The organism is Thalassospira lucentensis MCCC 1A00383 = DSM 14000, assembly GCF_000421265.1.
GTDB lineage: Bacteria > Pseudomonadota > Alphaproteobacteria > Rhodospirillales > Thalassospiraceae > Thalassospira > Thalassospira lucentensis.
The window spans coordinates 136,509-162,008 of record NZ_ATWN01000003.1 but is presented as its reverse complement, the minus strand read 5'-3'; the positions used below and the strand labels follow the sequence as shown (position 1 = coordinate 162,008).

The 25,500-nt window shown below is 54.2% G+C and carries 23 protein-coding genes; 16 read left to right on the top strand and 7 right to left on the bottom strand.

Going from position 1 to position 25,500, the window contains the following annotated elements; all coding sequences use genetic code 11:
- Window positions 1-37 precede the first annotated feature (37 nt).
- The 10 genes from K355_RS0107510 to K355_RS23420 all read left to right on the top strand — a co-directional run bounded on the left by K355_RS0107510 (window position 38) and on the right by K355_RS23420 (window position 11,039).
- Entirely contained in the window at window positions 38-1,072 is a 1,035-nt protein-coding gene (locus K355_RS0107510) for an ABC transporter substrate-binding protein (protein ID WP_022731506.1), read from the top strand.
- A gap of 96 nt (window positions 1,073-1,168) precedes the next feature.
- Window positions 1,169-2,026 carry an ABC transporter permease gene (locus K355_RS0107505; RefSeq protein WP_022731505.1) on the top strand — a complete coding sequence of 286 codons (858 nt, stop codon included), beginning with the start codon at window positions 1,169-1,171 and terminating at the stop codon, window positions 2,024-2,026.
- Window positions 2,019-2,843, top strand: a complete 825-nt coding sequence (locus tag K355_RS23425; RefSeq protein WP_022731504.1) for a quaternary amine ABC transporter ATP-binding protein — start codon at window positions 2,019-2,021, stop codon at window positions 2,841-2,843. Before K355_RS0107505 ends, K355_RS23425 begins: the two co-directional genes overlap by 8 nt.
- Complete coding sequence (locus tag K355_RS0107495; RefSeq protein ID WP_028791426.1) at window positions 2,840-4,342, top strand: HAL/PAL/TAL family ammonia-lyase; 1,503 nt, start codon at window positions 2,840-2,842, stop codon at window positions 4,340-4,342. The genes K355_RS23425 and K355_RS0107495 overlap by 4 nt, the downstream gene beginning before the upstream one ends.
- Before the next feature lies 1 nt (window position 4,343).
- A complete protein-coding gene (gene hutG, locus K355_RS0107490; RefSeq protein WP_022731502.1) occupies window positions 4,344-5,144 on the top strand; it encodes an N-formylglutamate deformylase in 801 nt (266 codons plus the stop codon).
- A complete protein-coding gene (gene hutU, locus K355_RS0107485) occupies window positions 5,141-6,826 on the top strand; it encodes a urocanate hydratase (protein ID WP_022731501.1) in 1,686 nt (561 codons plus the stop codon). Before hutG ends, hutU begins: the two co-directional genes overlap by 4 nt.
- A 71-nt stretch (window positions 6,827-6,897) precedes the next feature.
- Window positions 6,898-7,995: a TRAP transporter substrate-binding protein gene (locus K355_RS0107480; protein ID WP_022731500.1), complete on the top strand. Its 1,098-nt coding sequence runs from the start codon at window positions 6,898-6,900 to the stop codon at window positions 7,993-7,995.
- 62 nt (window positions 7,996-8,057) lie between these two features.
- Window positions 8,058-8,579 carry a TRAP transporter small permease subunit gene (locus K355_RS0107475; protein WP_022731499.1) on the top strand — a complete coding sequence of 174 codons (522 nt, stop codon included), beginning with the start codon at window positions 8,058-8,060 and terminating at the stop codon, window positions 8,577-8,579.
- On the top strand, window positions 8,579-10,126 hold the full coding sequence (locus K355_RS0107470) for a TRAP transporter large permease (RefSeq protein WP_022731498.1): 1,548 nt from the start codon (window positions 8,579-8,581) through the stop codon (window positions 10,124-10,126). Before K355_RS0107475 ends, K355_RS0107470 begins: the two co-directional genes overlap by 1 nt.
- Before the next feature lie 163 nt (window positions 10,127-10,289).
- Window positions 10,290-11,039 carry a thioesterase II family protein gene (locus K355_RS23420; RefSeq protein ID WP_022731497.1) on the top strand — a complete coding sequence of 250 codons (750 nt, stop codon included), beginning with the start codon at window positions 10,290-10,292 and terminating at the stop codon, window positions 11,037-11,039.
- 13 nt (window positions 11,040-11,052) lie between these two features.
- Here K355_RS23420 and K355_RS0107460 read toward each other — a convergent pair whose 3' ends face one another.
- The 3 genes from K355_RS0107460 to K355_RS0107450 form a co-directional block, all read right to left on the bottom strand.
- Entirely contained in the window at window positions 11,053-12,696 is a 1,644-nt protein-coding gene (locus tag K355_RS0107460; protein ID WP_022731496.1) for a cyclic peptide export ABC transporter, read from the bottom strand.
- Window position 12,697: 1 nt separating this feature from the next.
- The gene (locus K355_RS0107455; protein WP_022731495.1) at window positions 12,698-14,347 is read right to left on the bottom strand and encodes a cyclic peptide export ABC transporter; all 1,650 of its coding nucleotides are present in this window, start codon (window positions 14,345-14,347) and stop codon (window positions 12,698-12,700) included.
- A 111-nt stretch (window positions 14,348-14,458) separates the two neighbouring features.
- Window positions 14,459-15,544 carry a pyridoxal-phosphate dependent enzyme gene (locus K355_RS0107450; RefSeq protein WP_022731494.1) on the bottom strand — a complete coding sequence of 362 codons (1,086 nt, stop codon included), beginning with the start codon at window positions 15,542-15,544 and terminating at the stop codon, window positions 14,459-14,461.
- Between the two features lie 194 nt (window positions 15,545-15,738).
- Between K355_RS0107450 and K355_RS0107445 the strand changes: the two genes are divergently transcribed.
- Window positions 15,739-17,034 carry a TAXI family TRAP transporter solute-binding subunit gene (locus K355_RS0107445; protein WP_147250367.1) on the top strand — a complete coding sequence of 432 codons (1,296 nt, stop codon included), beginning with the start codon at window positions 15,739-15,741 and terminating at the stop codon, window positions 17,032-17,034.
- Between the two features lie 13 nt (window positions 17,035-17,047).
- Here the strand turns inward: K355_RS0107445 and K355_RS0107440 are convergent, their stop codons facing one another.
- The 4 genes from K355_RS0107440 to K355_RS0107425 are packed head-to-tail and all read right to left on the bottom strand — an operon-like array spanning window position 17,048 to window position 21,520.
- Window positions 17,048-17,707: a hypothetical protein gene (locus K355_RS0107440; RefSeq protein ID WP_022731492.1), complete on the bottom strand. Its 660-nt coding sequence runs from the start codon at window positions 17,705-17,707 to the stop codon at window positions 17,048-17,050.
- Complete coding sequence (locus K355_RS23415) at window positions 17,704-18,717, bottom strand: ABC transporter substrate-binding protein (RefSeq protein ID WP_022731491.1); 1,014 nt, start codon at window positions 18,715-18,717, stop codon at window positions 17,704-17,706. Before K355_RS23415 ends, K355_RS0107440 begins: the two co-directional genes overlap by 4 nt.
- Window positions 18,714-20,738, bottom strand: a complete 2,025-nt coding sequence (locus K355_RS0107430; RefSeq protein ID WP_022731490.1) for an MFS transporter — start codon at window positions 20,736-20,738, stop codon at window positions 18,714-18,716. The genes K355_RS23415 and K355_RS0107430 overlap by 4 nt, the downstream gene beginning before the upstream one ends.
- A complete protein-coding gene (locus tag K355_RS0107425) occupies window positions 20,735-21,520 on the bottom strand; it encodes a hypothetical protein (RefSeq protein ID WP_022731489.1) in 786 nt (261 codons plus the stop codon). Before K355_RS0107425 ends, K355_RS0107430 begins: the two co-directional genes overlap by 4 nt.
- A 191-nt stretch (window positions 21,521-21,711) precedes the next feature.
- Here K355_RS0107425 and K355_RS23410 point away from each other — a divergent pair, with 191 nt between their 5' ends.
- From K355_RS23410 to K355_RS0107400, 5 genes are all read left to right on the top strand, one after another.
- Window positions 21,712-22,218 (top strand): YcjF family protein, encoded by a 507-nt coding sequence (locus K355_RS23410; RefSeq protein ID WP_022731488.1) that lies wholly within the window; start codon window positions 21,712-21,714, stop codon window positions 22,216-22,218.
- A gap of 41 nt (window positions 22,219-22,259) precedes the next feature.
- Window positions 22,260-22,457, top strand: coding sequence for a hypothetical protein (locus tag K355_RS0107415; protein WP_022731487.1), 198 nt, complete (start codon window positions 22,260-22,262; stop codon window positions 22,455-22,457).
- 47 nt (window positions 22,458-22,504) lie between these two features.
- Window positions 22,505-23,863, top strand: a complete 1,359-nt coding sequence (locus K355_RS23405) for a prohibitin family protein (protein WP_022731486.1) — start codon at window positions 22,505-22,507, stop codon at window positions 23,861-23,863.
- Between the two features lie 106 nt (window positions 23,864-23,969).
- Window positions 23,970-24,533 carry a YcjF family protein gene (locus K355_RS0107405; protein WP_022731485.1) on the top strand — a complete coding sequence of 188 codons (564 nt, stop codon included), beginning with the start codon at window positions 23,970-23,972 and terminating at the stop codon, window positions 24,531-24,533.
- Window positions 24,534-24,660: 127 nt separating this feature from the next.
- Window positions 24,661-25,437 (top strand): 4'-phosphopantetheinyl transferase family protein, encoded by a 777-nt coding sequence (locus tag K355_RS0107400; RefSeq protein WP_022731484.1) that lies wholly within the window; start codon window positions 24,661-24,663, stop codon window positions 25,435-25,437.
- Window positions 25,438-25,500 lie beyond the last annotated feature (63 nt).

The following is a 25,500-nucleotide window of genomic DNA, read 5'->3' as shown; positions in this document are numbered from 1 at the left end:
TGACAGCGCAAAATGCGCTTTTATCAGAGGGGCTAACATGTCTTTGACACGCATTAAACTTACCGGCCTTGCCGCCATCATGATGCTGGGTGCATCGACCACTGGGGCAAGTGCATCCTATTGCAGTGACGGTAATACCGTGAAATTCGCGGGGATCAGCTGGGAAAGCGGCGCATTTATTACGCAGGTTATGATGAAAATCCTTGAAAAGGGATATGATTGCCAAGTGGACGCCATTCCGGGAAATTCGATCACCCTGGAACAGGCAACGGCAAATAATGACATCCAGATTTTTGCCGAAGAGTGGCTTGGCCGCAGCGATATCTGGAACAAGGCCGTCGATCAGGGCAAGGTCAAGGCGATCGGTGCAACCTTTGTTGGCGCGAGCGAAGGCTGGTTCGTGCCTGATTATGTCATCAAAGGCGATGAAAAACGCGGGATCGAGCCAATGGCACCCGATCTTAAAAGCGTTTCACAGCTTTCCGATCCCAAAATTGTTGAACTGTTTACCGATCCGGAAGAACCGTCCAAGGGGCGTTTCCTGAACTGTCCGTCCGGTTGGACCTGTGAAGGGATCAGTTCGGCGAAACTGGAAGCCTATCAGCTTGACGCGCATTACGTGAACTTCCGTCCGGGCACGGGGACAGCACTCGATGCGGCAATCAAGTCGGCCTATCTGCAGGGTGACCCGATCCTGTTCTATTATTGGTCGCCGACCGCGATGATGGGCAAGTTCAACCTTATTCAGCTTGATGAACCGGCTTACAGCGATGCGTGCTGGGAAGAAATTTCGAAATCGGACGGCAAGCGCGAACAGGGCTGTGCATTTCCGAGTGTCGATGTTGCCTATGGTGTGAATAGCGGCTTTGCCGAGGAAGCACCGGAAATCATTTCGGTTCTCGAAAAGGCGACTTTCCCGCTGGACGAGGTGAATGGCAGCCTGGCTTACATGTCAGACAATAGTGTTGATGCCGATGTCGTGGCCGAGGAATTCCTGAAAACCAAAGCAGATGTCTGGGGCCCGTGGGTGACCGACGAAGCCAAAGCGAAAATCGAAGAAAGCCTGAAATAAGACGATGAACCTGCGTCCTCCTGCCGGAACAATCCGGCAGGAGGCCCGGCACGGAAGGCGTTCCTGCCGGAGAAGGCAATAGAAGGAAATTCTTTGATGTTCCCTGACAATCTTCATTATTCCATTCGTGGTCCGGTCAATGATTTCATTGAAATGCTGGTCATTAATTACGGGTGGGTATTCAAGGCGATTTCACATGCGTTGCTTCAATCGGTTTTGCTGATTGAGAGCGCATTGCGCGGGCTGCCATGGTGGTGTGTCATCATCATTTTCATGGTTGGTGCGTGGTACAGTTCGCGTCGTATCATCCTGACCGCGGCGGTCGGTATGTTGCTGTTTCTGGTGGGGGTTCTGGGTCTTTGGGACCTTACGATGCAGACGCTCGCATTGATGTTGATGGCGACAATCGTTTCGGTGTTGATCGGTGTGCCGGTGGGTATCCTTGCGGCCAAGAACGGGTTTGTTCGCGGGACCATTTTGCCCATTCTTGATATCATGCAGACCATGCCGAGCTTTGTTTATCTGATCCCGGCTTTGATGCTGTTTGGGTTGGGCAAGGTGCCAGCAATTCTGGCAACCATTATTTATGCCGTGCCGCCATTGATCCGTTTGACCGATCTGGGCATTCGTCAGGTGGATAAGGAGGTTGTCGAAGCCGCAACGGCATTTGGGGGTAGTCCTATCCGAATTCTGTTCGGGGTTGAATTGCCGCTGGCAACACCGACGATCATGGCCGGTTTGAACCAGACAATCATGATGGCGTTGTCGATGGTCGTCGTGGCATCCATGATTGGCGCACGCGGCCTTGGTGAACAGGTTTTGAACGGCATTCAGACGCTGGATGTCGGTAAGGGTCTCGAAGCCGGTATCGGCATTGTTATTCTTGCGGTTCTTCTTGACCGGATCACGCAAGGTTTTGGCAAAACCCGGGCCGGAGGCGCGTCCAATGGGTAAAATTGAAATCCGCAACGTTTTTAAGATTTTCGGTCATCAGGAAGACAAGGCCCTTGAACTGGCCCGTCAGGGACTGGGCAAGGAAGAAATCCTCAGTCAGTCGGGATGCAGTGTCGGGCTTAACAATGTCAGCATGACCATTGATCCGGGCAAGATATTCGTGATCATGGGATTGTCGGGGTCGGGGAAATCGACCCTTGTTCGGCATCTAAACCGATTGATTGAACCCAGCAGTGGCGAGGTTCTTTTCGATGGCAAGAACATCCTTGATCTGTCGCCCAAGGAACTTCGCAAGTTTCGCACACATCATATCAGTATGGTGTTCCAGAGTTTTGCGTTGATGCCGCACCGGACGGTATTGCAGAACGTGATTTACGGGCAGCGTGTGCGCGGTACGGCACGTCAGCAGGCGCGTGAAATCGGTCAGCAATGGATCGATGCGGTTAACCTGTCGGGGTATGAAAACAAATATCCGCATGAATTGTCGGGCGGGATGCGTCAGCGTGTCGGTCTGGCCCGTGCGTTGGCGGCTGATACTGATGTGATCCTGATGGATGAGGCTTTTAGTGCACTTGATCCATTGATCCGGGCCGAAATGCAGGACCAGCTGTTAGAACTTCAGACCAAATTATCGAAGACCATCGTGTTTATTACGCACGATCTTGAAGAAGCGCTTCGTATCGGATCGGAAATCGCAATCCTTAAGGATGGCGAACTGGTTCAGGTCGGAAAACCAGCCGATATTCTTAACAATCCGGCGAATGACTATGTCGCCCGGTTTGTTGAACGTCGCCCGGTTGGTGTGGGTGCTAAATGATGCAAACGGTTAAACTTTCAAAATCGTTGAGCTGGGAACAGGTGGCCGCCGTTGCGAACGGGGCGCGGCTGGAACTGGCACCAGATGCGGTTGAGCGCATTGCCCATGGGCGTGCAATTGTTGATGCGCTCGTGGCGCGCGGGATCAAGGGGTATGGCATCAATACCGGTGTCGGTGCCCTGTGCGATGTGATTGTTGACCGGGACCAGCAACAGGCGCTGTCGCATAATATCCTGATGAGCCACGCATGCGGGGTGGGGGCGCCGCTTGGGCGGGTTGAAACCCGTGCAATCATGGCCGCCCAGATCAATAATTTTGCACATGGTGCATCCGGGGTGCGGCCAGAAATCGTCAATGCCCTGATTGCGCTTTTGAATGCGGATTGTATTCCGGTGGTGCCGTCGCGTGGGTCGGTTGGGTATCTGACGCATGGTGCGACCATTGGTCTGGTGTTGATCGGACACGGACATGCCATGCACGATGGCGTTCGTATTACCGGGGCGCAAGCCTGTGCGCGGGTTGGAATGGAGCCGTTGCAGTTGCAGGCCAAAGAAGGGCTTAGTCTTGTCAACGGGACGCCGTGCGCGACCGGCATGGCCTGTATTGCGCTTTGGCGATTGTCGGGTTTGCTGGACTGGGCGGATTTGGCGGCTGCGATGACGGCAGAAAATCTCGGCTGTCAGATGGCGGCCTTTTCGCCAAAAGCACTGGGGTTACGCAAATCGGACGGTTTGCAAAAGGTCGGGGAAACGCTTCGAACCTATTTGCAAGACAGTCCGATGCTGGCGGCATCAGCGGGGAAACGGACACAAGACCCTTTGAGCGTGCGATCGGTTCCCCACATTCATGGCGCGGCGCGCGATGTGCTTGATGACGTGATTGCCACCGTTACGCGCGAACTTGAAAGTGTCACTGACAATCCGGCTGTTCTGGGGAATCCGGAAACACCGGAAGTCCATTCCCAGGCCCATGCGGTAGGGGCGGCGTTGGGACTGTCGATGGACAATCTTGGTGTTGCGGTTGCGCAATTGGCGGCAATTTCAGAACGCCGGATCGACCGGATGGTCAATCCGCTGGTTAGCGGTTTGCCAGCATTTCTGGTGCCCGAAAGCGGTGTGTGTTCGGGCTATATGATTGCGCAATATACCGCCGTGTCACTGGTTTCGGAAAACCGACGGCTCGCCGCACCGGCCAGTCTGGATGGCGGGATTACATCGGCCTTGCAGGAAGACATGCTGACCCATGCAACCCCGGCGGCATGGAAAGTTCTGACCATTCTGGACAATCTTGAACTTGTTCTGGGGATTGAACTTCTGGCAGCGGCGCAAGCCTATGACCTGCATGGCGATGACGTGAAACCCGCCGTTCGGACCGGAAAGTTTCATGGCGATATTCGAAAATCCGTTCCGCCCTATCGAGACGACCGTCCGATGCAGAACGATTTTGACGCCATTCGGGCCTTTATGAAGGCCAATGTCATCAATCAGGAGATCGATTGATATGAAACCTGTAGAAATCCATCGTGGTGATAGCCCGATTGTTCTGGGATTGCCCCATACCGGGACCTATGTGCCAGACGATATTGCCGCCAAGCTCAATGATCGCGGTCGGGAATTGGCCGATACCGATTGGCATATCCATACGCTGTATGACGGGGTTTTGGACGGTGCGACCACGGTGCGCGCCACGTTCCATCGGTATGTGATTGATGCCAATCGCGATCCGGCTGGGGAAAGCCTGTATCCCGGTCAAAACACCACAACTTTGGTGCCGCTGACCGATTTTGATGGTGAAAATATCTGGGATGTCGCGCCCAACGAAGAAGATATCGCCGCGCGTGCCAAACAGTTCCATGCACCCTATCACGCAGCCCTTTGGGCAGAGCTTGAACGGGTACGCGCCAAGCATGGTGTGGCGATTTTGTATGATTGTCATTCGATCCGGTCACACATCCCGTTTTTGTTCGATGGCACCCTTCCTGATTTCAATATCGGCACCAATCTTGGCACGACATGCGATCACACGATTGAAACCCTGACCCAGGATATTTGTGCGCAGGCCGAAGGATATTCATCCGTTCTGAATGGCCGTTTCAAGGGGGGCTGGACCACACGCCATTATGGCCGCCCGGAGATTCATCAGCACGCTATTCAGATGGAGCTTGCACAATCGACCTATCTTGAGGCTGAGGCAGCGCCTTGGACCTATGACGAGACGCGGGCGGCAAAACTGCGCACCCATCTTTCTGAAATTCTGGAAACTTTGGCCGCATTGGCCCCAGCGCTAAGAGGTAAATCATGACCAATCAGAGCAACAACCCACGTCATAATCAGCGTGATGTTTACCCGGCGACCGGCACAGAGATCACAGCCAAAAGCTGGCTGACCGAAGCGCCGATGCGCATGTTGATGAATAACCTTCATCCTGATGTCGCCGAAAATCCGCATGAATTGGTGGTGTATGGCGGGATTGGCCGTGCGGCCCGGACATGGAAAGATTTTGATCAGATCGTTGCCAGCTTAAAAGAACTTGAAGACGACCAGACGCTTTTGGTGCAGTCGGGCAAGCCGGTCGGGGTGTTTCAAACCCACAAGGATGCGCCGCGCGTTTTGATCGCCAATTCCAACCTTGTGCCCCATTGGGCCAATTGGGATCACTTTAACGAGCTCGATAAAAAAGGGCTGGCGATGTATGGCCAGATGACGGCGGGTTCGTGGATTTATATCGGGTCGCAGGGCATCGTTCAGGGCACCTATGAAACCTTTGTCGAGGCCGGGCGTCAGCATTATGAGGGCAGCCTTAAAGGCAAATGGATACTGACCGGTGGTCTGGGCGGCATGGGCGGCGCACAGCCGTTGGCGGCTGTGATGGCCGGGGCATGTTGTTTGGCGGTTGAGTGCGACGAAACCCGCGCTGATTTCCGCCTGCGGACCCGCTATGTCGATGCCAAGACCCATTCGCTTGACGAAGCATTGGAGATGATTGATCGCTGGACCAAGGCGGGAGAGGCCAAATCGGTCGCCCTTATTGGCAATGCGGCCGATGTGTTCCCCGAGCTGGTCAAGCGCGGCGTGCGTCCGGATATTGTGACGGATCAGACTTCGGCCCATGATCCGGTGCATGGGTACTTGCCGCAAAATTGGACCGTGGCGCAGTGGCGCGAAAAGCAGGAATCTGATCCCAAAGCAGTTGAAAAAGCCGCCCGTGCATCAATGCGCGTTCAGGTCGAAGCCATGGTGGCATTCCATGATGCCGGTATCCCGACGGTCGATTACGGCAACAACATCCGTCAGGTCGCGCTTGAAGAAGGTTTGGAAAACGCCTTTGCGTTTCCCGGCTTTGTTCCGGCCTATATCCGACCGCTGTTTTGCAAGGGGATTGGTCCGTTCCGCTGGGCAGCGTTGTCGGGTGATCCGGAAGATATTTACAAGACCGATCAGAAGGTCAAAGAATTGATCCCCGATGATGAGCACCTGCATAACTGGCTGGATATGGCGCGTGACCGGATTTCCTTCCAGGGCCTTCCGGCACGTATTTGCTGGGTCGGGCTGGGGCAGCGCCATCGTTTGGGACTGGCGTTTAACGAGATGGTCAAGAATGGTGAGTTGAAAGCCCCGGTGGTGATCGGTCGTGACCATCTTGACAGTGGTTCGGTCGCAAGCCCGAACCGCGAAACCGAAGCCATGCAAGATGGTTCGGACGCGGTCAGTGACTGGCCGTTGCTTAATGCGCTGCTTAATACCGCATCGGGGGCCACATGGGTTTCGTTGCATCATGGCGGCGGGGTCGGAATGGGCTTTTCGCAGCATTCGGGCATGGTGATTTGTTGTGACGGCACAGAAGATGCCGCACGTAGGGTCGAACGCGTTCTTTGGAATGATCCGGCAACCGGTGTGATGCGTCATGCCGATGCGGGATATGACATTGCACTCGATTGTGCGCGTGAACACGGGCTTAATCTGCCCGGGATTCTCGGCAAATAAATTCGATACGTTAAACGACAGGTGCGGGGGCTCCCCGCCCCTGATCAGGGTTCAATCAAGGAGGCTTAACAATGAAAAGACGTGATTTTCTGACCGCCGGTGTTGCCGGTGTTGGTGCAGCGGCCGCGGCCGCAACTTTTGCAACGCCTGCGATTGCACAGGATAAACGCCAGTGGAACATGGTTACCGCATGGCCCAAAAATCTTCCTGGGCCGGGTGTTGCCGCACAGAAACTGGCTGATCGTATCACCACCCTTTCGGGCGGGCGGATTGAAGTCAAACTGCATGCGGCGGGTGAACTTGTTCCGGGCAATGGTGTGTTTGATGCGGTTGCCGAAGGCACAGCAGAAATTTATCACGCAGTTCCGGCCTATTGGGGGTCAAAATCCAAAGGCATCCTTCTGTTCGGGTCGCAGCCATTCGGCCTGCGTGCCGACGAGCAGGCCGGTTGGCTGGCCCATGGTGGCGGTCAGGACCTGTATGATGAAATGTATGGTCAGTTCGGGTTGAAGCCGTTCCTGTGCGGTAACTCTGGCCCGCAGTGGGCCGGTTGGTTCCGCAATGAAATCAATTCGGTTGATGACCTTAAGGGGCTTAAATTCCGTACCACGGGCCTTGCGTCCGAGATGTGCTCAAAACTTGGCATGGCAGTTCAGGCCATGGGCGGGCGCGACATGTTCCAGGCGTTGCAGTCAGGTGCACTTGATGCCGGTGAGTTCATTGGTCCGTGGTCCGATAGTGCGCTTGGTTTCTATCAGGTTGCCAAAAACTACTACTGGCCGGGTGTTGGTGAGCCGTCCTCAGCCGAGGAATGTGCGGTTAATGCCAAGGCGTTTGCCGATCTGCCAGATGATTTGAAAGCCGTGGTCAAATTTGCCTGTGACAGTCTTTATAACGAAGTCTGGACCGAATATGAGACCAAGCATGCCATGGCATTGCAGAAACTGGTGGCCGAGCAGGACGTCAAAGTCCGTATGTTGCCAGAAGAAGTGATCACCGCCATGGGTGAAGCAGCGGCCGAAGTGATTGGCGAATTGCGCGAAAGCGACGATGCGTTGACACGCAAAGTAACCGAAAGCTTTGTGTCTTATCGTGACCTGATTGGCGGTTATATGACCTATGCCGATAACGGTCAGATGAATGCACGCGCCAAGGTGCTTGGCTTCTGATAAAGATGCTAACCGGCGCAAGGGGTTGCCCTTGCGCCGGTTTTTGCTTTCGGGGGGATTTGATGCAACGCCTTGCTGATCGGCTTGATCTTGTGAACCACTGGACCGGGATGACGGTGCGCTGGTTTGCGCTGTTGATGGTTCTTTTGCAGTTTTCCGTGGTTTTGCTGCGCTATGTTTTCGGGTTCAGCTTTATTGCGCTGAATGAAAGCGTTTTGTACCTGCATTCCGGGCTTTTCATGCTTGGTGCGGGTTATACGCTTTTGGTGGATCGGCATGTGCGGGTCGATATTTTCTATGCCGCAGCCAAGGACACCACCAAGGCGCGCATAGATACGTTTGGCTATGTGTTTCTGGCAATCCCGTCGATGGCGGCCTTACTGTATTGGACATGGCCATCGGTGGTTAATTCCGTATCCATGATGGAAGGGGCGATTTCGGTTGGGGGGATTCCTGCCGTGTGGCTTTTGAAATCACTGATCCCGGCGTTTTGTCTTCTTTTGATTATTCAGTCTGTGGCCTGTTTGCTCAGGCAAATCATTATTTTGCGCGGCGGTGCTGAAGACAGGGGTGCGCAAAGCTAATGGAATATCTTGATTTATTGATGTTTGTCGCCCTGATGGGCTGCATCCTTCTGGGTTTCCCGGTGTCATTTTCGATTGCCGGTGTTGCGGTGGCGTTTGGCTATCTCGGCTGGGTCACCGATACGATGAACATCGGTCTGATGGGGGCGTTCGGACAGCGGGTCTTTGGCACGCTGACCAATGACGTTTTGATCGCCATTCCGTTGTTCGTCCTGATGGGGGTTGTTCTTGAACGGTCGCGCATTGCCGAGGATTTGCTTCATACCATGGGGCGGTTGTTTGGCCAGTTGCGCGGCGGGCTTGGCATTTCGGTGGTGTTGGTGGGGGCCCTTTTGGCGGCATCGACCGGGATTGTTGGCGCGACGGTGATTGCCATGGGCATGATCGCGCTGCCAACCATGTTGCGCACGGGATATAACCCGAAACTGGCATCCGGGCTTGTTTGTACGGCCGGGACATTGGGGCAGATTATTCCGCCCTCGACATTGTTGATTATCCTGTCGGATGTGATGTCATCGGCCTATCAGCAAGCGCAGTATGAACAAGGCAAATTCACGATTGAAACCATTTCAGTCGGGCAGATTTTTGCCGGGGCCTTGATCCCGGGCCTGACACTGGTGGCGATTTACATCATCTATATTTTGCTGCGCGGGTATTTTTGCCCGCAGGACATGCCGCCGGTTCAAAGTGACGATGGTCGACCCAGTATGGGGGAGGTGTTCGGCGCGGTGTTGCCACCGGTGTTGCTGATTATCGCCGTACTTGGTGCGATCCTTGGCGGGATTGCCACCCCGACCGAGGCCGCATCGGTTGGCGCGATTGGGGCAATCCTGATGGCGGGTGTGCGTCAGGGAGCTAATCGTAATCTGGTTCTTTTGGGCACAGTTGCCCTTTTGATTTTGGCGATCATGGCCGGCATCGCGCCGGTCCGTTTGCAGCGCAGTGATCTGACCGGGTTTGATTATGTGCTGGGTGCGGGCTACGTCGTGCTGTCGATTGCCGGGATTGTGGCGATTGCGGCCTGTTTGAAACAGGCATGGAAGGCGGATGTTTTGAAATCCGCGCTGACATCGACCATGACGGTATCGTCGATGATTTTTGCCACCATCCTGACGGCCAGCATGTTCTCGCTGGTGTTCATCGGGTTGGGCGGTGAAGACCATGTGGCGGAAATCCTTGAATCCATGCCCGGCGGCCCGACGGGGGCGCTGTTCTTCTGCATGGCGGTGATTTTCGTTCTGGGCTTCTTCCTTGATTTCGTTGAAATCACGGTGATCTTGCTGCCGCTTATTGCGCCCGGCTTGATCATGATGGGGCATGATCCGGTGTGGCTGGCGATCCTGATTGCGATCAATCTTCAGACGTCGTTCTTAACCCCGCCGTTCGGGTTCTCGTTATTTTACCTGCGCAGTGCCGCCCCGCCGGAAATCACCACCGGCCAGATTTACAAAGGTGTGGTGCCGTTCATCGCGCTTCAGGTGTTTGGCATTTTCGTGATCTGGCTTTGGCCGTCGCTGGCGGTCTGGTTGCCGAGTGTGGTGTTCTGATCTGATCAGGTTGCAAAGAGATATGTTTAAAGGCGCCCTCGATAACTGTCGGGGGCGCTTTGTTTTGGGCGATGTCAGGCATGAAAATCGTGCGCGTTGGAGTTACGGCTAAAACGATGATAACAAGGGGTTTGTCGTTTTCTGGTTCGCGCATGGGGTCTTGATGGACAGCAGTAAATGGTTTGTATCCTTACCGGGGCAGGTGCCCGCACGGCGGCGGCTGTTTTGCTTTCCGTTTGCCGGCGGCGGGGCATCGTTTTACCGGTCGTGGCGCAGCCTGATACCTGATGATATCGAGATTGTGTTGGTGTGCCTTCCGGGGCGGGAACAGCGGTTTGGCGAACCATTGATTGATACAATCGATGGCATGGTTGCGGCCATCCATGCGGCCATCGGGCCATTGACCGATAAGCCGTATGCGTTTTTTGGCTATTCGATGGGGGCGATCATTTCGCACCATCTGGCGTGTAAGATGGTTGCGGAGGCTAGAGAAGGGGATTGCGGGCCAGAGCATTTGTTTTTGGCGGCACGGCGTAGCCCCGATATCGCGATGAAACGCGCACCCTTGCATGGGTTGTCGTCCGAGCACTTCTGGCAAGAGGTTGCCAAATATGGCGGGACACCCAGTGAAATTCTTGAAAATCAGGAATATCGGGACCTGTTTGAAGCGCCACTTCGCGCCGATTTCAAGCTTTCGGAAACGGCATATTCCGGTGATCTTGCCAAGCTGTTCTGTCCGATTACCGTGTTTGGCGGGGATATGGATACAAGCCCGGTGCCAGACGACCTTGAGGGGTGGCAGAAGGCAACCACGGGCGGGTTTGCCAAGCATGTTTATGCTGGCGGGCATTTCTTTATCACCGACCATCAGGATGCGGTGATCGGGGCGGTTGCGGACGCGTTTGGCGATTGATCGACGTTTGGGCCTAGGTGCTGCTGGTCTCGTCAAACTGCCCATCGCGGACATGATAGATGCGATCCGCAAGGTGGAACCATCTGTCATCATGGGTGACGCAAATCAGGATTTTGCCCTGTGCGCGCAAGTCGGGCAGGATTTTTTCATAAAAGACCGAACGGAAATGCGGGTCCTGATCCGCGGCCCATTCATCAAGCACGAGGACGGGTTTTTCTTCGAGAAGGGCGGTGATCAGGGCCAAGCGTTTGCGTTGGCCCTGCGACAGGGATGTTGTTGAAAAGGTGTTGTTTTCAAGCGTTACCTTATTGGCGATTTCCATCTGATTGAGCAGGGCGTTGACCTTATCTTCGTCAATCGGGTCAATACCATAAAGCGCGTCAAAAAGATGGTATCCGGCAAGGACCGAGGCAAATTGATCGCGGTAGTTTTGGAGCTGATCAATGCTTAGGGGCGTGCCATTGACCGTAATTTCCCCGCTGTCAAAGGCGCGAAGACCGGTCAAAAGCGCGATCATGGTTGATTTTCCCGCCCCGTTGCCCCCGGTGATAAAGGTAATTTCACCGCGTTTGAAGCTGGCGTTCAGCGGGCCAACGGAAAATCCGCCAGTTGGGCCGGGATAGGTAAAGCGTACATCGTTCAGCGCAATTTCAGCGATGTCGGTAAGCGGTGCGCTGGCGTCTTTTCTGTCGGTGGCATTGGCTTCGTGCTGGTGCTGTTTTATGAGCGCATCACCGATTTCTTCTTGCAGGCTGGTGATTTTGGCAAGGGCGGCTTCGCTGTCGTTAAAGGCGGGCAACGTCATGATGGTCGAGCCGATGGGGCCAAACAAAAACAGGGTGGCGGTGGTGGTTTGCACCGCGACGTCATGATAGTCGGATGTGAACATCGGCACGATGAAAACCATGGCCGCCATCATGATATAAAACGCAAGTTGCACGGCGGCGGTTTCACGGGTCCATTGTTGTTTGATGGTGGCCTTGGTATCGCGGGTACGTTCCGACCGGGTTTTGAGCCGCGACAGCAGGGTTTCACGGCGAAGACTGTTCATCTTCACTTCCTTAAAACCATCAAGCAGATCGGTCAGCCCGCCAAACAGTTTGCCTTCGTCCTCGGCGGCTTCGCGGACAGCGGCATTAATGCGTTTGATACGATACAGGTGAATGCCGACAGCCAAGGCAGCAAGCACGGCAATCATGGCAAAGGCAAACAGCGACAACCACGCCAGATACAGGCTGACAAACACGATCAGAACCAGTTGCTGTATGCCGTTCATCAGCATCGGCAAGGTGTTTGAGATGGTCTGCATTTCCTGGGTCATGGCGGCCTGTATCGGCCCCTGACCAACGGTTTCAAGCGTTTCGGGGGAGGATGTGCGGACTTCGTCAAACAGGGATAAACGGAATTGATGCAGAATGCGTTCGACCTCGCCTGCGACAAGCGTGTCTGCGGTGTGTTGCGACCAGATGAAGCCGATCAATGACAGGGCCATGAGGGCCAGAAGGCGTGCGCTGATGGTGCCCTCTTCGGCCTGAGACGAGGCCATATTGACGATGACCAGAACCATGGTGGTCGAGACGGCCGCCATGACGAGGAGGGCGACAACAGTGCGCATATTGATGTTCGCGCGCGTGCGCAGGACATTGAACAGCATCATGTCATATCCTCCCGCGCGGGTCAGTGAGATCAAGCTCGCTCAGCTTTCCGGTATCAAGGTGCAATCGACGGTCAGCAACATCAAAATAATGGTCGTCATGGGTGACGGCGATGATTGTTGTGCCGCGTTGTTTAAGTTCAGGCAGAATTTCGCGGTAGAACTTTTTACGGAAATACGGGTCCTGATCGGCCGCCCATTCATCAAGAACGATGATCGGGCGATCTTCAAGAATAGCCGTAATCAGGGCCAAGCGTTTGCGTTGTCCAGCCGACAGGGCGATGGTGATAAACCGTCCGTCGCGAATGCCGGTCACGTGGGCAAGCTCAAACCGTTCGATCCAGTATTGCGCATCCTCAACCGTGATGTCGGTTGTGCCAAACAGTTCCTCAAACAGATGAGAGTCTGAAAAAACGGTCGCGATCAGATTGCGATAGGCCGACATGCTTTGCGGGCCAAGCTGGACATTGTTGATGCTGACCTTGCCAGATACAGGACGATACAGAGCGGTCAGAAGTTTGATCAAGGTCGATTTACCCGCCCCGTTGCCGCCGGTGATAAACAAAAGCTCACCGCGTTTGACGGATAAGTCAATCGGGCCCAATTCAAACCCGTGACGTGGATCGCGGTTGGGATAGGTGAAGACAACATTTTCAAAACTGACGTGATCAAAAGGATCGCTGAGCGGCATGCCGTCTTCGGCAATCGGTTCGCGAATGTCTTCGAGGTCTTGTGACAGTTGCATCATGCGAACGGCTGATCGTTCTGCCATGCCAAGTACGGACATTGACTGCACAATGATGCTGATCGGGCCGATCATGAACAGGACGGCAGTACTGATTTTGGCAACGTCGGCATCAAAACTGTCGGAATATACCGGCACGATAAAGACGATGATGGCCAGCAGGATATAGAAAGCCGAAATGCCCATGATCATCTGACGCGAAATCATGGTTTGGGCTTTTTTGCCGATCTCGGCCTTGTTGTCAGACGCATTGTCAAAGGCGACCTTGAAGGCGTCGCTGCGTTTGGACCACATCCGGACTTCCTTGATGCCCGCGAACAAATCAGACACCCGGTCAAACAGGATGGTTTCAACCTGATGAAGTTTGCCAAACCACATCGAAAGCGTTTTGCCCATTCGCAGATAGATCAGAATGCCGACCCCGACCACGACGACAATGATGAAAAACGCCAGCATCGACAGCCAGAACACATAGGCCATGACAGCAACCAGCAGCAGCAGGCTTCTAAAAGCCATGCCGATCATGTGGGAGTTTTGCGAGATGTTCTGTGTGCTTTGGGTGATGCTGTCAAAAAGGCGGGACTGGCCGAAAATCTCAATCTGGGCGAAGTCGGCAACGGCGATTTGCGACAACAGCTTTTTGCGGACCCGGTCGATGCCGTTTTCGATTTGCCGGGCAATGGTGCTGATCAAAAAGACTTCGGCAAGGAAGTAAACAACGGCCAGCACGATAAAGGTCGCGGCAAGTGCCCAGTTCACCTCGTCAATGCCGTTGTCGGCGATTTCTTCGGCGGCCGTGTTGACAATACCAAGAAGTGCTGCGCTGCCGACACCCGAAAGTGCACCCGCAACGCCAAGCCGGATGACAAGGTTGTTATCGCCCCAAGATAACAATTCCAGCAACTTCATTTAGTTAACGGCCCCCAAAACAAACCTAGCGTTGATAGATTAACTGTAGCATGGCCTGATGAACTGTCCAGCGGCCCAAATATGTTTCGTGAAATATCCATCAAATACGCATCAAACATTTGGCTGAAGATACTGGTCGGGAATGGCACCTTCGCTGTTGATCACAAGCACGCGACTTTGGCTTGTGAGGGCAAAGCGGTCCCGTAGTTCGGGGTTTTGCGCGACATGCCACAACCCGGCAATACCCGATATCCCGGTGTCCCATGTATCAAGCGGCGGATCGTTGCGAACACCGAGTGTCATCTGGTCCTGTACGCGTTTGGCAATGGCATCGTTAATCACGATATTGCCAATGCAGACGTCTTGAAGAATTTCAAATGCCGACAGGCTGGGACAACCACACGACAGCCCGACCATACGGGTCAGAAGTTTTCCCGGCACACGGGTCAATGTGCCGCGTTCGATGCTGGTTTTAACGCAGGCAGCGGTTTCAGGTTCGACAGAACAGACCACCGGCTTTTGCCCGGTTTCATGCCACATGCCAATCGCACAGCCCGCCGCCATGCCGCCGACCCCACATTGCAGAAAGATGCTGTCGAGGGTTTCATTCTGGGCACGAAGTTGACGGGCGCATTCGACTCCCAGCACGGCGTAGCCCGCCATGATGTCGCGCGTCACATCCAGATCGCCACTGTAATCGGTGTCGGTGATCAATAGGACATTCGATGCGATTGCCGCGTCGCTGGCGGCAAGCACTGCATCATCATAGGTGCCATCGACATAAACCAGTTCCGCGCCATTATCGCGGATACGCCGCATGCGTGCCGGGTCAACGTCGCTTCCGACATAGATTTTTGCCGGGCAATTGAATTTCGTCGCCGCCCACGCGGTTGCAAGGCCGTGGTTGCCATCGGTGGCGGCGATGGCGGTATAGTCGCGGCACTGAGGGCTTCCGGGTTCAATGCCGCGTTTAAGGAGTTGACGTTTCAGCCCATAGGGCGCGCCAAGGGCCTTAACTCCGCCAAGGCCAAACCGTTTGCTTTCATCCTTGATCCAGACCTTGCCAATGCCAAGCTCATTGGCCAAGCCCGGGCATGATAGCAACGGGCTTTGGCAGTAGTCAGGCCAAGACGAAATCAGATCAAAGGCCTGATAAACCTCGTCGCGTCCGGGGACAAAGGCGTTTAAACCGATCACTGCATGATCCTGAGTGGCAAGGGTGGTGTCTGAATATACATACTAATGGTTATGATAAGGGCTCTTTGGATCGTCAAATACAATTTGCTTAAGAATACAGGTTAAATGTCTGAGAAACTTTGCAATGCGCAAGATTGAATCTCGACGGTGCGCGATAAAATCCAGTACAGTAAAGCCTGTTGCGCAAACTGGTTGTGGTAGAATTGACCTTGTGGTTTTCATCGGACGGCCTGACTAAACCAATAAGATGGACGATTGTATCGCTGTATCTCGTTTGCGGGATGTCGGCTGGTTACGCGCAAGACGCGACAACGGCGGATTCCGCGCAGGCCAGTGCCCGCAAAGCCGAGGCTTTTGATGTCGACCAGTATGATGCGGATGATATCAAGATCAGCGACAGTAACCCGGATATGGTTGATGGGTGGCTTTATAAACCCGATGCCATTCCCCTGTCGCAATATCGGCGCAAGTCGCAGGGCCCTGACAGTCTGATCGCATTGTCGAATGCCACAGAAATTATGGGCGATGGCAAAAGCGAACGGTCCTATTACGCCGCGATCTATAGCGGCAGTACGAATGGCGTGTATTTTCAGGTGGCAGCGAAAATCTGCGACATGATGCGTCGCAGCTACAAACGTCATCGAGTTCATTGTGTGCCACTTCGATCCCAGGGGGTTGGCAGCAATATCCAATTGATGAAAGAAGGTCGGGTCCAGCTGGCGATTGTGCAATCAAACAACAACTGGGAAGCTCAGGCCGGGGTTAACCCGATCCCTGGCGCGCGGTCTGTCATGTCATTGCATGACGAGATGGGGCTTTTGATTGTGCGTCAGGATTCCGAGATTGAAAGCATTGCTGATTTACGCGGAAAGCGGATTAATATTGGTCCGGAAGGGTCGGCATCCCGTGAGTTGTGGTTGGAATTGCTGGGGCAATATGACATTACGCTTGACGATATGGAAACGATCTACAGCGTTGCGCAGGACTACAACCGGCTTGGTATTTGCGAAGATTATATTGATGCGTTTGGTCTGTGGATCGGGCATCCGGCATCCATCATTGAAGACAGCCTTGCCTGTGATGCCAAAGTGATTGGCATGGGCGGACCATTGACCCAGAAACTGGTTTCGGCAAACCATTATTTCTTTGATCAGGTCCTTCCGGCGAGGACGTATGACCGGCAGGAACAGGCAATTAACTCATATGGTTTCAAGGCGTCACTGATGGCCTATGAAGTGGCTGACCCCTATGTGGTATACTGGGTGACCCGCATAATACACGAGAATATCGAACAGCTGAAAACCGAGTTTCCAACCTTTCGCAGTGTTATGGCCGATGACATGTATGAGAAGGGCAATTTCCTGCCGTTCCATAAAGGGGCGGCATGCTATTGGGAAACTGATCTGCATGCCTGCGACTGGCAGCAGTTCTATAATGAGCCAGATAGCGTTTCAAACGCGGCAAACACGCCTTACACCTATATGCAGTGATACTTACCTACGTTCAGTCAAGCGGCAACCAGCCGATGTCCGGGGCGCTTTGCGCGGTGGCCTTACGAAAAGTCACGCCGACATAGCCCGCCTTTAGCAAGCGATGACAGTTTTCAAAATCTGTTGCCGGGCACCAATGGGTTATATCATTGGTTTGGTGGGGCATTGGGTTTTTGCCGAGGTCAGCGCGGATCAAAAACCGATGGCCGCCATATTTTTCCTTCAGACCACGAATGATCATTCCGGCAGACAGAATGTTGATCAGGCTTGCGACATTGCCTGGTGCGACGGTGGTCAGTGCAATTTCACGTCCGGCAGTGCGTGCCGCGTTTAGACGATGACACGTCAATTTATATTGCCAGTTCTGCCCACGACAATCGCGTCTGACCGCAACGCCGTCGATATGCGCCACCGATTTTAGTTGGTCGGGCGGTAAGCCGTGATCGGCTCCGAAATTAAGATCACCGTGGCGGGGTAACCCCAAGACGCCATAGGCAAGCAGGGTATCTTGATCAAGGATGCCAAATATCTGGCCGCAGTCAGACAGATGCTGCTTAAAAAAGATGTCTGTTTCACCCGCGACGAGTGTGGGGTCGGCATCGGCAAGCACATCGTGATGCAACGCAATGACGGCGGATAGATGGGTTTCATTCAGACGGGCAATTACAGTCATTTGATAATTTCAGCGTAATCAAGCAACGAAAGTGGTGGATAGAGTGCCAGCCTGCGCGCCGATGACAGCCGGATCAGATAAGAAAACCGGTCAAGTGTTTCAATGGGAATATCAGCCGGTGAGACGCCATTGATCAGGATGTCTTCGACCTTGCTTGCGGCTAACCGTCCGACAAGTTCATAGCGGCTGACCAAACCCAGCATTGCCTGCCCGTCGCGGACTTCAAGTTCCGTGGCACTAAAGGCGGCCAGACCGTTGTCAAAGCCAGCATCGGTCAGGGCATCGCGGTACGTGCCAATAAAGTTGTCGGGTCCAATATAGAGGATATCCGCACCGCGTTTGGCAAGATCGGCAACGGCGGGCGCGATGTCACTTGATGACGGATCACCATTTTGGCCAAGCGGGGCGGCAAGGACGTCAAATCCCATTTCGGTCCCAAGTGCGGTCAGTTCTTCGACGTTGGAAACCGAGTTGTCTTCACCGCTATTATAGACAACCCCCAACTTGGTCATTGGGTGATACGCGCGGATGGCCTGAATTTGTGCAGGCAGCGGGGCAATGTGGGTGGCCCCGGTGATGTTGGGGCGCGATTGTCCGAGCGGCGCGGCAATGCCTGTTTTCCAAGGAGACGACACCATGACAAACACCACGGGAAGATCGGTGATGTTTTCATCGGGATCGACCTGGTTATATTTGCCAACAACGTTGGATGTGATCCCGGTACCCCAGGTATAAACAAGATCAGGCGGGTTTTTGCGTAAGGTCGCGATGATGCCCGGGATGCGGGAAAGATCGCGTTCAACATCATAAATCTGAAGATCGACAGGAATGCCGCGGTCGGCAAAAAAGCCCCGAAAACCGTCTTCGACCCGTGTTTCGCCACGCCAAAGGATCATTGCAATTTTCAACGGATCGGGGCTGTTGGTTTGCGCCAAAACACTGGCCGTGGAAAACGTGACGGCCAGCACAAGCACGGTGAGGATACGCAAAAAATGGATCAGATGGGTCATGGTGCGTCCTCCTTCACGGAGGGTTTGGTTTTTTGATCTGCGGGCACGTGACCGATCATGATTTCAAAGAAAATCACCGCAACCGCGGCAATCGCCCCGAAACACAAGACGGCCGCATCGGTGCCAACCCACAAGGTCAATCCGGCAGCCAGCAACGGTCCCAAGGCGCCGCCAAGCCGTTCTGCCAGTCGCAGAACGGCAAGCACCGGGCCCGATCCATGATCGCGGGTGAAATCGGCACTGATTTTCAGACTGGCAGAAAGTTGGGCCGGGATTGAGGTCGCCTGTGCAAGACCAAGCATGGCAACTGCGACGGCAAAGGTTGCATATTGTGGCATGAAGCCTGCCAGCAACAAGCCGGTTGCGGTTAGTCCGCCGCCAATGCCCACAGCCCGAATTTCATTTTGTTTGCTATCGGTCCAACGCGCGACCCCCCAACCTGTCAGAAGGGCAACAAGACCATAGAGCATGATCACACGCCCGGTTTCTGCGGTGGTCGCACCAGATTGCAACAAGATCAAAGGGGTCAGGTAATAAAGAAACCCGCTGAGGATCAGTTTGGCCGGGACGGCGGCAAAAAGGACCAAGACTTGCAGTCGTCGATTGCCCAGCATGGCCTTGAAGGCTTTGCGTGTCGGGACAGGGGGGGAAGTTTTGCCGCGCACGGTGTTGTCCATCAGGAAGAAGGCCAATGCAACCGCCAGACAGGCCATTGCGGCCCCGGCAACAAAGGTGATGGCGTCACCAAAGTGACCGGCAAAAATACCGCCAACCGCCGGGCCACAAATATCGGCAAGCATAATGCCGCTGACCATCATGGCCGTCCCCTGTGTGCGGTTGCTGTCATTGGTCGCATCAAGGACATAGGACTGACAGGCGACAAAGGTTGTGGCGTAGCCGATGCCCGATAATGCGCGCCACAGGATCAGATCCCAAAGACCGGTGGCAAAGGCCGTTCCGCACAGGCCAATGGTGGCAAGAAGGGCCCCGGCCAGATACATGCGCAGCGACCCGATCCTTTCCTGAAACAGGCTGCAGAGTGGCATGGCAATGGCAACCATCAGAAGATGTGTTGCCATGACGATCCCCGCACCAAGCTGCCCATCGATGGTGGGTGCCGTAACCTGACTAAAGAACGCGGGCATGATTGGACGGGCGAGTTCTTCGGCCAGAACAAACATGAAGGCCAGCATGCGCACGCCGATCAGTTTGACTTCGCGTTCCCGGTGCGGTCGGGTGCCGACCTTTTGCGCCGTGCGGCTGATCACGGTGTTGATATGTTCCATGAAACTGCCGATTTCATCGCGTGTCGACTGACCATGCAGGATTGTGAATTTACGTTCACGGACATTGGTCAAAACCCGTCGGGCAACCCGGGCGGGCAGGGCGACATTGACGGTCAGAACCAGTAAGACAAGTTCAAACGACAGTGCCAGCGTGATGATGAAAATGATCGCGATATCAAACAGATTGTCGGTGACCGGGCGCATCAGGGCGGCGCGGTCATGACCAATGACAATTGCCAGATCATTTCCGACATGATCGTTGTGGGCGTCATGGCCAAGCGTGACACGGGTGATGATGTTGGGGTGTGTGTCGGTACCGGCATCACTGTCACTGGCAAGTGCCTGTTTGATCGCATCACGCGCCATGCCGCCGACATGCAGCAGGTCCTGCCCGTGTACGATTGCAGCAAAGCTTAGATCCGGATCGCCAGATTGCAGTTGATGTACGACGTCTTCGAACCCGACAATCGCATCGAGCGGGATGCCAAGTTCCAAGGCATGTTCGATTTTCTCGGCCAGTGTTCTGGCTTCGATTTCGGCCTTTTCACGGATTTCCGATTGCAGGTCGGCACGCGCAAGATCGGCCGCGCGCCATGAAATCCCGATCAGTGCGACACATAGTGCCAAGGTGCTAAACAGCAGTAAAATCCAGATCGTGCCCTTTGGCACGATGCGGCGATGGGATGTTTTCGCCGCACCGGGCAGAGGAGATTTTGGTTTAGTGTTCTGGGTCATGTGGATTTCTCGACCGATGTATCGCGATCTGTCTGGGGATCATCATTTGGCAGCTGGTCGCGAATTTCACGATACAGCGCGATCAGGTCCATCTCGCTTTCGGTAAGAACATCCTTGTCATGGGCGGTGCTGGTGCCTGCCTGACCGGCGAGTGCGCGTTCGATATCTTCGTGGAGTTCGGAAAATACCCGGTGGCGGCGGCGCATTAAAACCACCAGAAGGCCCAAAACAGGAATGATGGTGAGCATCCCGATGGCGGCCGATTTCCACATTTCGGTAAAGGCGCCATCGAGTTTACGGAAATATTCGTCGCTGTCGGCGGTAATTACCAGCATACCGGCACATTGGCCCAGACTATCGCGCAGAGGTGTCACGGCGATGACGCCCTGATCGGTAAAGCGAGTCCAAGATGTTTTGTCCTGTGCGTCCGGCGGTACTTCCGTGGTACCAGCACCTTGGGCTGTCTTGGTGGCCGTATCGGGAGCTGTTTGGGTGATAATCGTTCCCTGACAGTTTTGTACCGCGATGTGGGTGACTTCGCGCGACATGCCAAGGCGGCGATCCAGAATCGCATCAAGGTTTTCCATATTTTCCAGACGCAGTCCCAGATCAATCCCGGCCAGGAGGTCCTGACTGGTTTCGTTGCTGACGACGTTGATCCGCTGTGTGACCAAGGTTCTTAGCGTTTGATCAAAGCGCAGGTAGTTCAGCACGGTTGTCATGCCAAGTGCAGATGCAAGCACGAGAAAAAGTGCAACACCGATCTTTGTTGCCAGGCTCACTGCAATGCTCCTGCGAAGGCGCGGAAAGGGCAATCCAACATTATGGTCCTTTGTGGCAGGCGTTTTATTCTTAAAAGGCTATCGTCGGTTGCCTAAGTGCTGCGGTCAAGTGCGTATAAGCCCCTGAATCGGTTTGCAGTGTGAAAATTTAGCGTTTATGCTTTAGGTACTTAACAAAACCGGGGGGTGATATGGGCAATGCACGGTTAGAACAGTTGAAGCGCAACAAGCAAAAGCGGCTTGCTGGCGGCATTGTTCGGCGCAATACGCTTTGGGCTGCGGGCACCGGTCTTATTCCCATTCCCGTTCTGGACTCGACCGCGGTGGTTGCCGTGCAGCTTAAAATGCTGGCAGAACTGAGCAGTCTTTATAATGTCGATTTTCGCAAGAGCAGTGGTCAGGCTGTCATCGCGACGATGATGACCAGTATTACCGGTGGTGTTTTAGGAAAATCGTTTTTGGCGACGGGTATTTTTTCCGGGCTGTCCAAGGCCTTGCCGGTGCTTGGCGCGTCCTTGAGTATTCTGACCATGCCGGGTTTCAATGCGGCTTTTACCTATGCGCTGGGCCGTGTTTTTGTGATGCATTATGCGGCAGGCGGGACCTTGAAGGATTTCGATCCGAAACAGGCAGAGCCGTACTTTAAAGAAAAATTCAAAGAAGGCTTCACGGTCGTAAAAGACGCGAAAGCGGCATGATCGATCCAGCAGGGTAAACTCGGGCGTCGGAATCCAAAGTTATGCAATTAATGATTATCATACTTTATTTACTTGCCGCGATCGTCTGCGGTCTTTTGGGGCGTAAAACCTCGTTCGGGTTTTTGGGGCATTTCATTCTGGCGGTTGTGATCACGCCGATTGGGGACTTTTTGGTGCAGCTTGTCGCCCGTCCGTCGCGCGAAGTTCGTGAAAAAATCAAAGATATCGAAGACTACTGACGTGCAATCGACTTTTCAGAAAAAAGCATACGAGAACGAGATAACGAATGGTTGATGGCACCACAATGTCCGCAAGCGGTCCCGATAGAGGGGAGGACGACGACGGGCGTCCACGCGGGATTGCCGGGCGGATCGTTTATGGGTTGCAAAGCGTTGTAAAGCGCTATCAGACCAGTTTTCTGATCACGATCTTTTTCGTTCTGATTGGGATGATCGCGCTGGCGCCGCAGATATTTATCACCATTCCGTCAGGGCATGTCGGGGTCATGTGGTATCGATTCTTTGGCGGGACAGTTGTCGAACGGAGCTACGGCGAAGGCGTTCAGCTGATCTTCCCATGGGATAAAATGTTTATTTACGATGCACGTTTGCAAAATCAGGCGCGCGTCTATGACACCATTTCATCCAACGGTTTGTCGATGGAAGTCGACATTGCGGTGCGTTATCGCATTAACCGTGAAGCGGCCGGGATGCTGCATAAACTTGTGGGGCCGGATTACCCGGAAGTTCTTGTTTACCCTGAAATCGGTTCGCATGCGCGTGAGTTGATTTCACGTTACACCCCTGAACAGCTTTATACCGAAACGCGTGCGTTCATTCAGGCGGAGATCCTTGAGCGGATGGTCAATCAGCTTGGCTCATCCCTGGTTAATCAGAGTTTTCAGGGACGACTGGTGACGGTTGAGGATGTTTTGATCCGGTCGGTCAAGCTTCCGCAGCGTGTTGCCGATGCGATTGAACGCAAGGCCGAACAGTATCAGGCGATGCTGGAATATGATTTCCGTCTGGCACGCGAAGAAAAAGAAAAGCAGCGCAAGAAGATCGAGGCCGAAGGTATTCGTGAATTCCAGGATATTGTCGCCAAGACGATCACCGAGGAATATCTGCGTCTGCGCGGGATTGAAGCGACCATGTCGCTGGCGACATCACGTAACAGCAAGACCATTATTATCGGTGGCCGAGACGGGCTTCCGGTGATTTTGAATACAGCCGATGCGCCGGGGGCGTCGCGGGAGTCTGAGGAGCCCGGTGCCGAATTGACCGGGGATCGGCAGGAAACATTGCCATCTGCGAATGACTTTAACGCACGCGGTACTGAAATCTCGCCGCAGAATGCCATTTCACCGGGGCTTCGTGACCCTGATGGCAAAGGGCCGTCATCAAGCCAGGCCAAGCCAAAAAATCCAAATGCCCCAGGCGGCCAGCCGACACCGGCGATGAAGCCAGACGCACCGAAAGCCGGTTCGGCAACACCAGATGTTGAAGAAGCAACCGCACCAGGCACGATGCAAAAGGTGATGGAGTCCATCGCCCCGATTTACGATCCAAGTGGATCACGTGCCGAGGCACCGGCCGGGCATGAGCCCGCAGCCGTGCCGGAAATGAAATCGGACTTAAAACAGTAACAACTTCTGTTTATTGCGATAAACCACAAGTTGGGTTAAGCTGCGGATAAATTAGGTATCCGTTTTGTAACCTTGCCAGCCAACAGATAATTGCAAAGAGGCCATGATGAGCGAAGCAGATAAAGTCGACGAGACTGAAGAAGTTGCCGTAGAAGAAGAAGCTGAGCTCCGCGCTGTCGTGCGTGGATGCATTCATCGCCATGCTGCCTATGCGGCGGTTGGCGGGCTTGTTCCAATTCCTTTCCTTGAGATGGCAGCAAGCAGCACCATCCAGCTTCGCATGGTTGCGAAACTGTGTGATGCGTATGGTGTGCCGTTCTCGGAAAATGCGATCAAAAGTTCGATCGCAACACTGGTGGCAACGGTATTGCCGGTGACGGGTGTCGGCTATGCGACGGCACGCCTGATCCGTCGTGTTCCGGTTGTCGGAACGATCTTTGGTGTTGTGGCGATGCCGACCTTTGCCGCGGCCTGCACCTATGGGCTGGGTCGTGTCTTTGCATGGCACTTTGCCAAGGGCGGGACGATTGCCGACTTTGACGCGGATGAAGCATCTGAAAAATTCAAGGACGAGTTTGCTGAAGGCAAGCGCAAAGCGTCGGAATTTGTTAAGGGCGGCAGTAAGACGACAGCGAAACCTGCTGGTAATGCGTCGACAGCCAAAGCGTAATCGGGTTTTCGAACCAGATTGCCGATATCTTTTCTGGAATGCCCAAAGCATGCTTTGGGCATTCCTTTTGTTTGTGGGGCAGGGTACTTTGCCCCATCTACCCGCCCCGCTATGATGAGGCCGCGACGTGACTGCGTCTGATGCCGTGAAACTGCAATCGTTTGACCTACTGCGCCCCACACAGTCGGGCAGCTTTGACGCGGATAAAATCCTGCGTGCGACGCTGGCGGTGATTGATCTTGACGTGTTGACGCCAGAAGATCGGGCCGCACTGATCACGTCATCCTTTCACATGCGCGAAACAGATCGGCTCGAAACTTTTAAACATGCCCGCCGCCGCGATAGCTTTGTGGCAGGTCGGTTGGCCGCCAAGCTGGCGTTACAGCACCATTGTCCGGATGTGGACCCATCCGATGTTTCGGTGGAAAACGGCGTATTTGATCAACCAGTGATGATCAGTGAAGTCAAAGAGTGCGATATTGCGCAGCTGGGCGTATCAATTTCGCATTCGCAAAGCTATGGCGCCGCACTGATTTTTCATCGTGCCCATCCGATGGGGATTGATGTTGATATGCCGTCACAAGAGGATGTTGGGCCCGTACTTACGGGGCTTGAACCGAAAACCCGTGCGCAGTGTGACGGGCTAGCCTTATCCGATTTTCGGGCGGCCAGTTTGCTTTGGGTGGCGCGGGAAAGTCTGGCAAAGACATTAACGACCGCGATGATGAGCCCGCTTGCGCTTTATACGCCATCAGAGATTACGCAGAAGGGCACGTGTTTCATCCTGCGATATGAAAGTTTTGGGCAGTATCAAACCCATGTCTGGCCGGGGGCAAAAGCCTGGCTTGCCCTGACCATGCCCGCCCGGACCGAGTTTGAAGGTGCTGGTCCAAGCTGGCGGTAAGTTTCCGGTAATACCGGTACTTTGAAAAGCGGTGCTACGCCTTGATCAATTCTGGTTTGGGTG